Source organism: Gudongella sp. QWL-04, from assembly GCF_058683975.1.
The window spans coordinates 303,655-317,623 of the sequence record NZ_CM178754.1 but is presented as its reverse complement, the minus strand read 5'-3'; the positions used below and the strand labels follow the sequence as shown (position 1 = coordinate 317,623).

Annotated in this window: 14 protein-coding genes; 3 read left to right on the top strand and 11 right to left on the bottom strand. The window is 41.5% G+C overall.

What is annotated here, in order from left to right:
* Positions 1-10: 10 nt before the first annotated feature.
* The 10 genes from AC4PHB_RS01595 to AC4PHB_RS01550 form a co-directional block, all read right to left on the bottom strand.
* A complete protein-coding gene (locus AC4PHB_RS01595; protein ID WP_492136920.1) occupies positions 11-1,228 on the bottom strand; it encodes a CdaR family protein in 1,218 nt (405 codons plus the stop codon).
* The gene (gene cdaA, locus AC4PHB_RS01590; RefSeq protein ID WP_492136919.1) at positions 1,212-2,042 is read right to left on the bottom strand and encodes a diadenylate cyclase CdaA; all 831 of its coding nucleotides are present in this window, start codon (positions 2,040-2,042) and stop codon (positions 1,212-1,214) included. Before cdaA ends, AC4PHB_RS01595 begins: the two co-directional genes overlap by 17 nt.
* Before the next feature lie 103 nt (positions 2,043-2,145).
* A complete protein-coding gene (locus tag AC4PHB_RS01585; protein ID WP_492136918.1) occupies positions 2,146-3,357 on the bottom strand; it encodes a CapA family protein in 1,212 nt (403 codons plus the stop codon).
* Positions 3,358-3,407: 50 nt separating this feature from the next.
* A complete protein-coding gene (locus tag AC4PHB_RS01580; RefSeq protein ID WP_492136917.1) occupies positions 3,408-3,974 on the bottom strand; it encodes a DUF5317 family protein in 567 nt (188 codons plus the stop codon).
* A gap of 59 nt (positions 3,975-4,033) precedes the next feature.
* The gene (locus tag AC4PHB_RS01575) at positions 4,034-4,579 is read right to left on the bottom strand and encodes a rubrerythrin family protein (protein WP_492136916.1); all 546 of its coding nucleotides are present in this window, start codon (positions 4,577-4,579) and stop codon (positions 4,034-4,036) included.
* A 208-nt stretch (positions 4,580-4,787) separates the two neighbouring features.
* Complete coding sequence (locus tag AC4PHB_RS01570) at positions 4,788-5,456, bottom strand: DsrE/DsrF/DrsH-like family protein (RefSeq protein ID WP_492136915.1); 669 nt, start codon at positions 5,454-5,456, stop codon at positions 4,788-4,790.
* Between the two features lie 77 nt (positions 5,457-5,533).
* Positions 5,534-7,273, bottom strand: coding sequence for an FAD-dependent oxidoreductase (locus tag AC4PHB_RS01565; protein WP_492136914.1), 1,740 nt, complete (start codon positions 7,271-7,273; stop codon positions 5,534-5,536).
* The gene (locus AC4PHB_RS01560; RefSeq protein ID WP_492136913.1) at positions 7,258-7,563 is read right to left on the bottom strand and encodes an ArsR/SmtB family transcription factor; all 306 of its coding nucleotides are present in this window, start codon (positions 7,561-7,563) and stop codon (positions 7,258-7,260) included. The genes AC4PHB_RS01565 and AC4PHB_RS01560 overlap by 16 nt, the downstream gene beginning before the upstream one ends.
* A gap of 128 nt (positions 7,564-7,691) precedes the next feature.
* On the bottom strand, positions 7,692-8,174 hold the full coding sequence (locus tag AC4PHB_RS01555; protein ID WP_492136912.1) for a ferritin: 483 nt from the start codon (positions 8,172-8,174) through the stop codon (positions 7,692-7,694).
* 89 nt (positions 8,175-8,263) lie between these two features.
* Positions 8,264-8,548, bottom strand: coding sequence for a hypothetical protein (locus tag AC4PHB_RS01550; protein ID WP_492136911.1), 285 nt, complete (start codon positions 8,546-8,548; stop codon positions 8,264-8,266).
* A gap of 130 nt (positions 8,549-8,678) precedes the next feature.
* On the opposite strand from AC4PHB_RS01550, the gene AC4PHB_RS01545 reads away from it, so the two are divergent.
* From AC4PHB_RS01545 to AC4PHB_RS01535, 3 genes are all read left to right on the top strand, one after another.
* Positions 8,679-9,347, top strand: a complete 669-nt coding sequence (locus AC4PHB_RS01545) for a Crp/Fnr family transcriptional regulator (protein ID WP_492136910.1) — start codon at positions 8,679-8,681, stop codon at positions 9,345-9,347.
* Between the two features lie 323 nt (positions 9,348-9,670).
* On the top strand, positions 9,671-11,464 hold the full coding sequence (locus AC4PHB_RS01540) for an ABC transporter ATP-binding protein (protein ID WP_492136909.1): 1,794 nt from the start codon (positions 9,671-9,673) through the stop codon (positions 11,462-11,464).
* An 11-nt stretch (positions 11,465-11,475) separates the two neighbouring features.
* A complete protein-coding gene (locus tag AC4PHB_RS01535; RefSeq protein WP_492136908.1) occupies positions 11,476-13,293 on the top strand; it encodes an ABC transporter ATP-binding protein in 1,818 nt (605 codons plus the stop codon).
* Here AC4PHB_RS01535 and AC4PHB_RS01530 read toward each other — a convergent pair.
* Positions 13,290-13,928 carry a phosphatase PAP2 family protein gene (locus AC4PHB_RS01530; RefSeq protein WP_492136907.1) on the bottom strand — a complete coding sequence of 213 codons (639 nt, stop codon included), beginning with the start codon at positions 13,926-13,928 and terminating at the stop codon, positions 13,290-13,292. The two genes, AC4PHB_RS01535 and AC4PHB_RS01530, sit on opposite strands and share 4 nt — an antisense overlap.
* Positions 13,929-13,969 lie beyond the last annotated feature (41 nt).

Sequence of the window (13,969 nt, the reverse complement as noted above, 5' to 3'; positions counted from 1 at the left end):
ATTCTCCCCCTTACTCCTCAATAAGATTTACAACTGCAATATTGGGCACTACGGATTCAATATTAACATCAGATATAGACGAGAAGCTCAAACCTATCTCATGGCTTCCAGCCTCCAGGTTCTTAAGGTCTAATGCTGGTCTGAAAGCGTCAACAAAATCCATCTCCTCAATAATCGACCTGTATCCCCTAACCACTACTGTATAAACCACCCCATCATCCAGCTCGCCTAAACTCAACCCTTCAGGAAGATTTAATATCCTCACCTGATCCAATGTGAACTGCCTTGTTTCTTGAACAGTCTCCTCTACCTTGTAGGATACTGTTATTTTCTGATTTGGATCCAGCATCGTTATGCCACCTGGAAGATTCAACTGGACTTCTACTGAGCTATTGTCAAGCAATCCATTGACATCTATAGGCATGGTCTCTATCCTGTCAAGAAAATCTACACTCTCATCGCCTTTTAACATCACCTCTTCAGGTGAAATATTTATCTCTGTTAGAGATAACCCCTCAGGCAACTCGTTTACAGTTGTAAGCTGTACAGGCACCAGTGCAGTTTTGAATACCGGCAGGGTCATATCAATGATTCCAGGTTCTTTTTCGACTCCTCTTACCTCTTCTCCGGAATCTGTGACGGCCTTAATTGGTACTGAAAGATTGATAATATCTGTTTTACCTGATATATCAACAAGAGCAATCGCTGAGTCTACCTCATTGACCCATGTACGCGGGCCTCTTAGCAGTATGCTTTGTGGTCTTGCAAGAATATCCCCCAGAACATAGCCTTCAGGCAATTCCCCGGATGTAGTTATTGATATGGGGACCTCCTTGGTAATTATTCTGTCGAAGGTAAACAGTACTTCTTTTGGTTCATAACTTAATATGGATATACCTGAGGTCTGATCTAGTATACCCACTGTGACCGGTACCTTGACCTGTCCCTCGCTATAACCGCTCAAATCTACCTGTGCAAAAATATTTGAAGTCAGAAACTTATCCATGTCAGCTTTTTGGCCGCTAACTCTTACGTTTATCTTTACTTCCTCCGGTCCCATTATTACAAGTCCCTGCCTATCCAATGCTGCAGTGTTTGCATAAGCCACGGCGACATTTCTTACAGGTTTCTCTATTATGGGATTGGTATCACTCATGACATAGCTCCAGAGAAAAATGGCTATGACGAGAGTTAGAATTTTTGCCGTGATATCACTCTTCCTCTTCATCTTTTCGCCTCCATCTCATTATGAATGTCTGGTTGCTGTCCTTCGGCTTATACATGTCAAGCAGTATCTGCCTAAGGGTCTTAGCATCTAGATATCTAGAGATAGTACCATTTTCAGCAATAGATATTGCACCTGTTTCTTCAGAAACCACAATTGACAAGCTGTCTGATCTTTCTGATATACCAAGAGCTGCTCTATGACGCGTACCCAGCTCTTTACTCACAGTCGAGCTGTCGGTCAGCGGCAGGAAGCATGCAGCCGCCTTTATTACATCGTCTTTTATTATTACAGCCCCATCGTGCAGCGGAGTATTGGGAATAAATATATTTATGAGAAGGTCGCTGCTGACGTTCCCTCCTATCTTAGTTCCCGTATCTACCACCTCATTAAGGCCTGTCTGTCTTTCCAAAACCATAAGGGCTCCAATTTTTTGACGCGACAAAGAGGCTGTAGCTTCAACTATTTCATCCACAACCTTTGACATGTTTTCTCCCCTGATCTCAATCAAGGATTTTGAGAAGAACCGGCTTCTGCCTATGTACTCAAGACCTCTCCTTAGCTCCGGCTGGAATACAATTAGGATCGCTAATGTACCGACAGTCATTGCATTGTTTAGTATCCAATTGATCGTGTACAGCTGGAGCCAATCACTTACCTTGGTAAGTACAAGCAATACCCCGATCCCCTTGATCAACTGCTCCGCCCGAGTCTCCTTGATGAGCGTGAATAGCTTGTAGATGACCACAGCAACTATCAGGATGTCTACGATATCCCTTATTCTTATGTTTGCAAAAATGTCGGCCAGGTATTGCAATCAAATCACGCCTTTTCTCTGGGATCCTTCAATTCTATTATACATTAGTAGCGCTTCAATTTGTATATATAAATATATCCTTCAAATTCATGATAAAGCAGAATCATTCTGATCCATCGAGGGTGTCCATTGTATCTTCAAGGGATTTTTTGATCCTTCGAGTGGTTTCAGGAGAAAGCTCCAACCCAAGTTTTCCTGAGAGTACATCCTCTGCAGGAAGTATCCTGTAATTGTATTTGCCGCTGCCTGTACTCCATCTATTTACCCAGGTAGGAACAGGAATCAAAGTCTCTATCGAAACCTCTCCAGTATCCCACTTCTTAACGATCCTGATCGAAACCAACAGCCCATCCTCTGTATATGATACACCCATCGTCTCATACCTTTGATTGGATAATAGATTCCCCATGGAATAAACCACTGGTATTTCCTTACCTTTAGTACTGATTGATTCCATCTCCTGGACAACATGAGGATGGCTCCCAAGGATCACGTCAGCACCATTCTCTGAAAGAAATGCTGCTAATGAACGCTGCTCATCCGATGCCTGTCTATGGTACTCATGGCCCCAGTGGAGATAAACGATGATGACCTCTGCTCCATTCGATTTTGCTTCAGCTATGCTCATTGAGATTCTTTCCGCATCGATCAGATTGACCATATTCTGAAGTTCTTCCGAAGTCAACAGACTTTCCAGGCCGTTAAGACCAAATGTATAGGACAGAAAACCTATCTTGATTCCATTAACCTCTTTTATGATATAATCACGCTTTTCTCCCCTGCTTGTTCCTATATATTCCAGCTGTCTGTTTTCGAGCTCCTCTATAGTCTTTAATATCCCGTCTTTACCCCTGTCTGCAGAATGGTTATTTGCTGTCACGAGCATATCAAATCCCGCATCCTTGACTCCATCCAGGACCTCCTTGGGACTTCTGAACCTGGGGTAGCCCCTTGGGGTCTCACCATCACCCGCGATAACAGTCTCCAGATTAGCTATTGCAAGGTCCGCTCCCTGGACGTGATCCTTTATATATTCAAATGGAGATGAAAAGTCGTAGCCTCCATTCTCCGCCTTTGCACTGATTACCTGAGGATAGTGGAACATTATATCTCCGGCAGCAATCACTGTTACTATTGTATCCTCCAGAACGGGAGCAGACTCTTCAGGTATCGGAGCTTCAGCAACAGGAACATCAATATTCGGGATAACGTTTTCATTTTCGGTCGGAGCAATCCCTGTTATCTTTGCATTGACTATTTCGCCTACTATAAAGATACCTGCAGATAATAAGATAGCAGCAATTAAGAATGACAATTTTTTCATAGCATCATCAACTCCAACAAATACATTTTATCTCTTATTTCTCAGCTATGCAACGCTTTAGCTGAAATCATATATTTATGAATAATTAGAAAAATTCCAATTGATAGAATCAGGTCTCCAAGGCTTGCTGCCTTTGGTGTAATTACAGGTATTGGGATAACATCACATAGAAGGTACAGTTTGGTTGTTTCGTCTAAAAGCTGATGTACCGAGGTACCTCCTGCCTGAAGCACTGACAGTTGCTCAAACAAACCCAGCTTCTCAAGAGCTGTTGGGGAAACAGGCATCCTACCTCCATTAATAAAGGCTGCAATCATATTTAGAAGTATGCCAAAAGATGAAAGCACATATCCAGGTTCCATTGAAGATATCAAAAGACCGGCAATTATTGAAGCAATTGAGGCTATCTGAAACCATTTAAGGTTGATGAATACTATATTGGCAATATTCCCATCTGAAAGCCTTAAAATAGATATCTGAAGGAAATAAACTAAAATACCAGCGGTAATAAGAGGCCAGCCCTTAAGTGGTAGACCTTCGAGGTTAGAAAGCCTTCCTTTCCTAAGGTATCCAATGATAATCGCCAATAAAAGTGTCTCAAAAAGCATTCCCAACATCCTTCCTTTATCTCAAACAATGAAACAGACGCCGTATGGCGTCTGTCGTTTTAGTATGCAACAAAGACTGATTTTTTTGCGTTACAGATTGGACAGCTGTCCTCCTCACCTGTCAGGGAGATGTATCCGCATACAGGACAAAGCTCAATTGCCTTAGCTTCGAGATCCTTGCCAGCATCTACTGATGCCTTTGCCAGCTTATAGCAATCAGCATGGACCTGCTCAGCGGCAACTGCAAATTTCATAGCTTGTACTGCTGCTTTTTCTCCCTGCATTTCAGCAACTGATATGTAAGCTGGGTACATTTGAGTCACCTCGTGCATCTCGCCAGCGATTCCTCCTGCAAGATTTTCGGAGGTTGTTCCTAGTCCGAATTCTCCGCCTGATACTACTGTGAAACCACCATGGATATCCTTAAGTGCTTTGAAGTGTAGTGTTGCATGGACCTGCTCCGCATCTGAAGTAGCCATGAAAAGTCTTGCTACAGCTGGAAAACCATCCTTCTCAGCTTTCTCCGCCCATATTCTGTATCTCATGTGGGCCTGGCTCTCACCACCAAAAGCAGATCTTAAATTGTCTTGGGTCATAGCGTTCATAGTAATTCCTCCTTTTGTTTTCTCAAGTAGTTTTGTGTTTGGTAGATAATAGCTGTAATCATTTCAAAATTGATCACTATGGTTATTATACCCGATTACAAAGGTCTAGTCCATACCGTAATCGGAAGTAAAACCCAAATTGTATATACCCAAAAAATAGCAGTATTATCAAAAAAGACCAGATTATACACCTGGTCTTTCTCTAATCTTAAATAAATAGATTCATGTTTGAACCATCTGCTGCATCAAGCATTGTAGCTACTCCACCAATCTCAACTCCATCGATTAGCTCCTCTTGAGTTATACCCATCACATCCATAGACATCTGACAAGCAACCATCCTTATTCCTGATTTTATTCCCGTTTCAATCAGTTCTTCAAGAGATGATATGTTTTTATCGTTCATGACCTTTCTGATCATTTGTGGCCCCATACCTGCCATATTCATTTTTGATAAACCAAGTTTTTTACTTCCTCTTGGCATCATACTGCTGAACATTGAAGCCATGAAATCCTTTTTGACACTTACAGGTTCATGCTTTCTCAGTATATTCAATCCCCAAAAGGTGAAAAACATAGTTACTTTATTCCCCATTGCAGAAGCCCCGTTTGCTATTATAAAGGATGCTATAGCTTTATCAAGGTCACCACTAAAAACGATCATGGTTTTTTCTTTAGATGTTTGAACAGTAGGTCCAGTTTGTAAAGATACCTCTTTTTCAAGTCCTTTCTTGATCTGTACGACCCATTTGTTTGTCAGTTTCTCATCGCATACAAATGTATTGTCTGTGTTTCGGCACCATGCCCTTATGTCACTTAAAAATCCAGGGTCTGTAGCAGATACCTCCAATACATCTCCCTCATTCAAGGTCTTCATTTTGTCCGCAACCTGGATTATAGGCCCCGGACAGGAGAGTCCGCAAGCATTGAGCTTTACGGTCTCCCCTGCCGGGGTTACTGCTTTCCCACGGTCACATTTGAAACCCCCGAATCTGAAAATGACTTTGGTTCCTGAGGAGCAGCCTTATCACTTTGTCTGTACATGTTTTTATAAGTTGTAAAGCCTCCAGCAAGGTTAACGGCCTTGAAGCCTTTGTCCTTAAGAACTCTTTCTGCAATATATCCCCTTAAACCAACCGCACAAAGAGTTATATAAGTCTTTTCTTTGTCCAGCTCGCCCAGTCTGTCTCTCAACTCACCCAAAGGAATGTGGATCGAGCCTTCTATAGTCCCAATCTCACGTTCGATATCCTCGCGAATGTCAAGTACCTTATACTGGTCCATATCAAGGGTTTCCAGTTCTCTCCACAATACCTGCTCGGTCATTCCCTTTAACAGGTTGTCTGCAACAAAGCCAATCATATTGACAGGATCCTTTGCAGATCCATACGGGGGAGCGTATGCCAGTTCAAGGTCGATCAGATGCTCGATCTTACCACCAAATCTAATTGCAGTTGCAATTACGTCGATCCTCTTGTCCACTCCATCGTACCCAACTATTTGCGAGCCCAGGACCTTACCCTCCATGTCGAATAAAAGCTTCATGGTCATTGGAAGAGCTCCAGGATAATAACCGGCGTGTGAGTTCTGGTGGATCAAAGCTATGTTGTAATCCTTTTTATACTCCTTACCCATCCTTATCAAAGTCTTTTCGTTTACACCTGTGCTTGCAACCGCAAGGTCGAAAACCTTGGCAATACTAGTTCCCTGAGTTCCCTTATACTCTTCCCTGTAGCTTCCCAGGATATTATTCGCAACTATCCTTCCCTGCTTGTTAGCAGGACCAGCCAGAGGAACCATAGTCTGTACCTTATTTACATAATCCTCAACCTCAATTACGTCTCCTATGGCGTAGATAGAATCATCAGAGGTCTTCAGGTACTTATCTACCACTATTCCACCTCTTTGGTTCTGTGCAAGTCCTGCAGCCTTAGCAAGCTCGCCATTAGGTCTTATTCCGATCGATAGGATTATCATGTCCCCGGAAACCTGAGCACCTGATTGCAGCGTGATGGTAGTCGATCCATTGCTGTATTCAAATTTACTTACTCCATCCTTTAGATGAAGGTCTACTCCCTTTGCTTTTAAGTGTTCATGGACTATTTGAGCCATTTCGAAGTCGATTGGCGCCATTACCTGATCAAGCATCTCAACAATTGAAACCTTCAATCCCTGATCGTATAGATTTTCAGCCATCTCAAGACCAATGAAGCCCCCACCTACTACTACGGCACTCCTGGGTTTATTATCCTGAAGGTAGGATTTTATTGCATCTGTGTCAGGTATATTCCATAGGCTGAAAATATTCGGGGAGTCAATTCCCGGTATAGGTGGCTTTATGGGGCTTGAGCCTGTTGAAAGCAACAGATAGTCGTAGCTTTCTTTATATTGCTCTCCTGTTCGTATGTTCTTCACGTCAACAGTCTTCTCTTCCCTGTTGATCTGCGTGACCTCTGAAAGATTTCTAACATCTACGTTATATTTACTCATTATGGTTTCCGGTGTACTAACAAGAAGAGCATCTCGCTCCTCGATAGCCCCACCAATATAATATGGAAGACCACAGTTTGCAAAGGAGATATATTCTCCTCTTTCAAATAATACTATTTCTGCAGTCTCGTCAAGCCTTCTCAATCTGGCAAGTGCAGTTGCACCTCCAGCCACACCACCTACTATTACTACCTTTCTTGACAATTGGATTCCTCCTCTAAAAATAACTGGTTAATAATCGATTCTGCTTCCAAGCTTGAAACTGAATAATAAACCTCTGTTCCTCTTCTTTCATCCTTGACCAAACCACCAAGCCTCAGCTTGGAAAGATGCTGAGATATAGTAGATTGAGGGATGTCAAGGCACCCTTGCATATAGGTTACATTGTTTGCTCCCTCTCTTACTAATCCCCTAAGAATGCAAAGTCTTACAGGATGTGACATAAGCTTAAGCAATGCCGCCTTTTCCTCCAGCTTGCTAAGATCGTATTTCATCCTCAACCTCCAATCGTTGGATATTGTTAAATATTCTCATATCACAATATTAGAATATTAGAATATATAAGTCAATAGCTTTCAAAAAAATAAAAAGGCAACCCAAAGGGCTGCCCATTATTTTTAACTTATCTTGCTCCAAGCTCTTTGTCTATCATCATCAAACCATGGAAATGATGTTGAACTCCCTTAAGTTTGAAAATGATGTCCTTCATGTTGTTCTCTTCCTCTACCTGCTCTTCTACAAACCACTGAAGGAACTGTACTGCAGGATAGCATTTCTCTTCGGCTGCAATATCCAACAGGTTATAGATCCTGGATGTTACCAGCTTTTCGTGCTCCAGCGCAGCCTCAAAAACCTCCAGGAATGATCCGTAGTCGTTTTTAGGCTCTGTCATAGCCTTCATAGTTACTCTTCCATCCATATCATTGATAAATCCGTAGAATTTCATTGCATGCTCATATTCCTCTTTAGCTTGCTCAACCAGGAAATGGCTCATTCCTCTCATATTTTCTGATTCACAGTATGCTGCCATTGCAAGATAATAATAACCTGAAAGCATCTCGAAGTTAAATTGGTCGTTTAGTGCTGTAAGTAATTTTTCGTTCATTTTATCCTCCTGTAATAATTTTATTTGTTTTATTCACTCAAGGCTATATATACCCATTAAGGTCAGGTATAATCAGCCTTAGTCCCACATCAGGGTCTTGGATCGTAAATAGCATATACTGAATAAATCGAAAGATTGCTTTCTGTCATCAGCTTGACAATAATGGGAATTGATTGAGTTAAAATATTCAACTCTACACCATTGTATTTAAAAATGATATCTTCTTTCTCCACAAGCCTTGACAAATTAAGTACGCTGGTCAGGTTTTCTTCTACCTTTGGGAGGTTCATACCTCCAATTTGAAAAAATATCCTCTGCTTCTTGCCGCTATAATCCTTATGATCGATTCTGTTGATCAGCAAAATCTCATTCATCTTCTTACCCCTTTACCTCAAGCTATGTGAATATGATACCCAATACTTAAGCGTTGACTCTTATTTTCTTTGTAACATATTGGTTATTTGGGTATAATGATTCAGTATCGGTAAGGAGGTGGAAAATTTTATGGATTCATTGGAAAAATGTATTTTATTCACAGGTATTCGACTTGAAGAAGCTATCGAGCTGATCAATGGAACGAACTCCATAACAAAGACATATAATGCAGGCGACTATATTGCTTTGGAGGGTGAGCCATGTAATCACCTCTCTATAATACTCGAAGGCGAAATAGAGATCCACAAACCATTCTCTTCAGGAAAGGTTGTAACGATCAATCATTTCAGTGCTGGAGACGTTTTCGCAGAATCCTTGGTTTTCTCTCACAAGAAGGAGTACCCTGCTACGGTATTATCCACCACTGAAAGCAGTATCCTCATGATACCCAGGGATGAGCTTACTTCAATGCTTACAAAAAATGGAAATGTTCTGGAGAACTTTGCCGGAGTTCTCTCTAAAAGGATCCATATGCTCAACGACAGGATAACAGATCTGTCACTGGATACTGCCAGGAAAAAAATAGTAAACATTTTACTTCTGGAGTACAGCCGCCAGAAGTCCAGATATATTGCTCTCCCCTATAGCAGAAAAAAAATGGCAGAGCTGATAAATATCCCGAGGCCTTCACTCTCTAGGGAGCTTATAAGGATGAAGGAGGAGGGGCTGATAGATTTCTATAAGAATAGGTTCAAGATCATTGATCTTAAAGCTTTGGAGGCAATACTACAGCAATAAATATACTCCTTAAGCCGACGATATTCTGTTCTTAGAATATCACAAAAAAATAAATGTTGACATTTACTCATTTTAGTATAGAATAAAATTTGAGATAAAAGAAAGGAGGTCGTGAAGATGATAATCAGAATAAATGAAAGCGGCACTAATAAAATAATCATAGTTTTTGGTCACGACCTATGCTCTGGTATCAGGTAAATTAGTACTTTAGCCATAGGTGTGTGCCTATGGCCTTTTTTATCCTCGTTTTCTTTACTATGCTAAAGCAAATGATATGCCATAGGCCGATGACCTATGGCATTTTTATATTGGGAGGTTTTATTATGAAGGATGTGAAAAAAATACTGCCCTTTACCAGGGGCTATGCCGGGCTATACCTGCTGGGTGTGCTGGCTGTGGTAATATCTCAGCTGTTCAATACTCTGGGTCCGCTAATAATTGGAACTGCCGTCGATTCTGTAATTGGTGACAAGCCTGCTTCATCTGCAATAGCAGGAGGTGTTCTGCAATTGCTCGGAGGAAGAGAAGTATTAAGAAGCAGTCTGTGGATAATTGGAGCAATAATAGTTCTTAACACTGTATTAAGAGGAATTTTTCTATACCTAAAGGGTTACTTATCAGTTAAAAGCGCTGAGGACATCTCTATGAAGATCAGGAATTCACTTTATGATCACATACAGAAGCTGCCCTACAGCTATCATGTTAAGGCTGACACAGGAGATTTGATTCAAAGGTGTACCTCTGATGTGGAAACGATCAAAAGATTTCTGTCGGTACAACTGATTGAAGTCGCAGGGTCATTATTCATGCTGTTGTTTATACTGCAAATAATGCTTAGACTCAATATTGTCATGGCTCTTGTTTCAGTAGCTCTTCTTCCATTTACTTTTACATTTGCCCTGATTTTTTTCCGAAGAGTCCAAAGGGATTTCAAAGAAGCTGATGAGTCAGAGGCGAAGCTGACGACAACCTTACAGGAGAACCTTACAGGAATTAGGGTAGTTAAGGCTTTTGCCAGGGAAGCATACGAGCTTGGAAAATTCGATGTAAGAAACAGCGAGTACAGAGTTCTGGTAAATAAGCTTATTATGAACCTAGCAATGTACTGGTCAGTCTCTGATTTAATAAGTATGCTTCAGGTTGGACTGACAATAGTGGTCGGCACCTGGATGGTTGTACAGGGAAGTCTGACGCTGGGTGTGCTGATTTCTTTTATAAGCTATGTCAATATGATGGTTTGGCCTGTCAGACAGCTTGGAAGGACTCTCACTGATATGGGAAAGGCTACCGTTTCCATCAAGAGGATAGACGAGATCCTAGCTGCTCCAGTTGAAATACTCGTCGAGAACGGAGAGGAGCCCGACATCCAGGGAAATATTGAGTTCAGAAATGTAAGCTTCAGCTACGAGGAAGATAGGAAGGTTCTTGATAATATAAGCTTTTCTGTTGAGAAGGGTCAGACCCTGGCCATAATCGGTTCAACCGGATCAGGAAAGAGTTCATTAGTACATTTACTGCCAAGATTATACGATTATGATGACGGCTCAATTAAAATTGATGGAATGGAGCTTAAGTCGATCGACAGACAGTGGGTAAGAAAAAACGTCGGATTGGTTCTTCAGGAACCTTTCCTATACGCAAAGACTATCAAGGAAAATATTAGACTAACAGATCCTACAAAGGAGGATAAGACTGTTTTCGTAGCTGCAAAGACTGCATCTATCCACAATGATATTCAATCATTTGATAAGAAGTACGATACTCTTGTCGGGGAAAGAGGGGTCTCGCTTTCAGGTGGACAAAAGCAACGGATGTCGATAGCAAGGACAATAATCAGCGAAACTCCGATCGTGGTTTTTGACGATTCGCTATCTGCTGTTGATGCTGAAACAGATGTACAAATAAGAAGAGCTCTTTTAGCCAGAAGTAACAAATCTACGACAATAATAATATCTCATAGAATTTCTACAGTATCTGAAGCAGATATTATTTTAGTCATGGACAAAGGCAAAATAGTCCAGAAGGGTACTCATGAGGAGCTAATCAATACCGAGGGACTATATAAAAGAGTATATGAGATCCAATCCTCAATTGATGAGGATATGGAAGCAGTTTAGGAGGTGTTTCTATGGATGAAGTAAAAAACAAAGCTCCGAAGGTAGAGCTTAGGATATGGAGGGATTTCTTTACCTATCTAAAACCCTATAAAAAGGAATTTCTCAAACTCACTGGGATTATGGCTGCCTTAGGCGCTATGGACAGTACCTTTCCGCTATTATCAAAATATGCGGTTGATAATTTTATAGAAAAAAACTCTCTTGATGGACTTGGGAGCTTTATAGTTATTTATATTTTTGCTGTTGCACTACTATGCGGAATAATCTTTGTCTTCATAAAACTCGCAGGCAGACTTGAAACCTCAATGGCTCATGATATAAGAAGGATAGGATTTGTAAGGCTTCAGGAGCTTTCACTTTCCTATTATGACGATAAGGCCGTTGGGTGGCTGATGGCAAGAATGACCTCCGACATTAACAGACTGAGCGAGACTATAAGCTGGGGATTGGTCGATCTGGCCTGGGGCATGACAATGATGACAGGAGTAACAATATACATGTTTATACTCGATGCCAGGCTTGCAGCCATAACATTGTCAGTTATTCCAATACTCGCGGTTATCAGCGTCTACTTTCAGAGAAAGATATTAGTCGCCCAAAGAGAGGTTAGAAAGATAAATTCACAGATAACCGGTGCTTACAACGAAGATATACAGGGAGCTAAAACAACGAAAACTCTAGTTAGGGAGATATTGAACCTTAAGGAATTCTCTGGCTTGACTTCTTCTCTCAGAAACAGCTCAATAAAAGCTGCTGTCCTGTCATCAGTTTATCTTCCTCTTGTCATTGGGCTTGGCAGCGTTGGTACTGCCCTTGCCTTAAGCTTTGGAGGAGGGTATATTCTCACAGGCGCTATAACCTATGGTACTTTGGTTGCCTTTATATCATATACCTCTCAGTTCTTCGAACCTGTCAGGCAGATGGCGGCAATTTTCGCAGAAATACAAGGTGCTCAGGCGTCTGCAGAAAGAGTATTCTCTTTACTCCGTGAGGAGCCTGCCATCAAGGACAGTGAAGAAGTAATTAGAAAATATGGAGATATATTCAACCAGAAGAAAGAGCTTTGGCCAGGTATAAAGGGTAAGGTGGAATTTAAAAATGTGAGCTTTCATTATAATCCTGATGAGCCTGTCCTGACAGATTTTAACCTTTCTGTAGACCCAGGCCAAACGATTGCTCTTGTTGGTGAAACCGGGTCAGGGAAGTCAACTATAGTTAATCTATTCTGCAGGTTCTACGAGCCTGTTGAAGGTGAGATCCTAATAGATGGCTATGATTACAAGGAAATGCCCCTCAACTGGATCCACGACAACCTTGGTTACGTCCTTCAAGCACCACATCTTTTCAGCGGTACAATAAGAGATAACGTAAGATATGGCAAGCTTGATGCAACTGATGAGGAGATAGAGGAGGCTTGCAGGCTTGTCAATGCCCACAGCTTTATTTCTGAGATGAAGGATGGTTATGATACACAGGTAGGTGAAGGCGGGAATCTACTCTCAACAGGGCAAAAGCAGCTTGTATCCTTTGCCAGAGCAATAGTCAGAAATCCTCAGCTATTCGTCCTCGATGAAGCTACATCATCGATCGATACTGAAACGGAAAAAATAATTCAGGATGCGATCTCAAGGGTACTCGAGGGCAGAACAAGTTTTGTTATAGCCCATCGGCTGTCTACAATTAGAAACGCAAATAGAATACTTGTTATTAGGGATGGAAGAGTTATAGAGGATGGAACACACAGAGAGCTTATAAAGGCGAGAGGATATTACTACAGCCTTTACAGCAATCAGTTCATGGATGAAAGGAGCAAGGCGATCTTAGGTTAACTAAGAGCCTTGCTCCTTTTCTTGTTGGACAGATGATCGATCAATCTGGTGGATGCCAGGTAGTATAAATACCCACCTGCATATCCTCCCAGAATATCTGTTGGCCAGTGGACTCCCAGAGAAAGTCTGCTAAATCCCATTAAGCCAATATACAGGATAGCTGCTGCATATGGAAGTCTCGGATCGATTTTGCCCTCGTGCTTCCTTGATATAAGTAATGCAATTGTCAGAAACATGGACATTGATACCATGGAATGACCGCTAGGATAGCTTAAGCCTCCTTGTTGGACTTTAAAGAACTCCTCCGGTCTGGCCCTTTGGAATATCTGTTTGAGAGCATGATTTGTCAACCAGCTCCCTAATGATGCAAATAAAAGCATACAAGCAGAATAATTGTGCTTCCTAATCACCATATACACAATTGCAAGGCCGACAGCTGGAAAAAGAAACAGTTCCGAGCCCAGGAAGGAAATTATCTTCATAGATTCCAGCATTCCGGGGCTTTGATTTTCACTGATCCACAGCAGGAGCTTTTCATCAAAGAGTATACCCTTATTATCCCATCCTGCAAGGAAACCCAAATAGAGTAGTATAATGAAACTGGAGATGATCAATATCTTTTTGAGATGATTCATTTTTCAATAATTCCCTCTTTCTAAAAGAAGCAACGGGCAAG

Coding starts and splice junctions, on each gene's coding strand:
- AC4PHB_RS01595 (WP_492136920.1), bottom strand. CDS start 1,228: ATGAAGAGGAAGAGTGATATCACGGCAAAAATTCTAACTCTCGTCATA.
- AC4PHB_RS01580 (WP_492136917.1), bottom strand. CDS start 3,974: ATGCTTTTTGAGACACTTTTATTGGCGATTATCATTGGATACCTTAGG.
- AC4PHB_RS01575 (WP_492136916.1), bottom strand. CDS start 4,579: ATGAACGCTATGACCCAAGACAATTTAAGATCTGCTTTTGGTGGTGAG.
- AC4PHB_RS01570 (WP_492136915.1), bottom strand. CDS start 5,456: ATGAAGACCTTGAATGAGGGAGATGTATTGGAGGTATCTGCTACAGAC.
- AC4PHB_RS01560 (WP_492136913.1), bottom strand. CDS start 7,563: ATGAAATACGATCTTAGCAAGCTGGAGGAAAAGGCGGCATTGCTTAAG.
- AC4PHB_RS01555 (WP_492136912.1), bottom strand. CDS start 8,174: ATGAACGAAAAATTACTTACAGCACTAAACGACCAATTTAACTTCGAG.
- AC4PHB_RS01550 (WP_492136911.1), bottom strand. CDS start 8,548: ATGAATGAGATTTTGCTGATCAACAGAATCGATCATAAGGATTATAGC.
- AC4PHB_RS01545 (WP_492136910.1), top strand. CDS start 8,679: ATGGATTCATTGGAAAAATGTATTTTATTCACAGGTATTCGACTTGAA.
- AC4PHB_RS01540 (WP_492136909.1), top strand. CDS start 9,671: ATGAAGGATGTGAAAAAAATACTGCCCTTTACCAGGGGCTATGCCGGG.
- AC4PHB_RS01535 (WP_492136908.1), top strand. CDS start 11,476: ATGGATGAAGTAAAAAACAAAGCTCCGAAGGTAGAGCTTAGGATATGG.
- AC4PHB_RS01530 (WP_492136907.1), bottom strand. CDS start 13,928: ATGAATCATCTCAAAAAGATATTGATCATCTCCAGTTTCATTATACTA.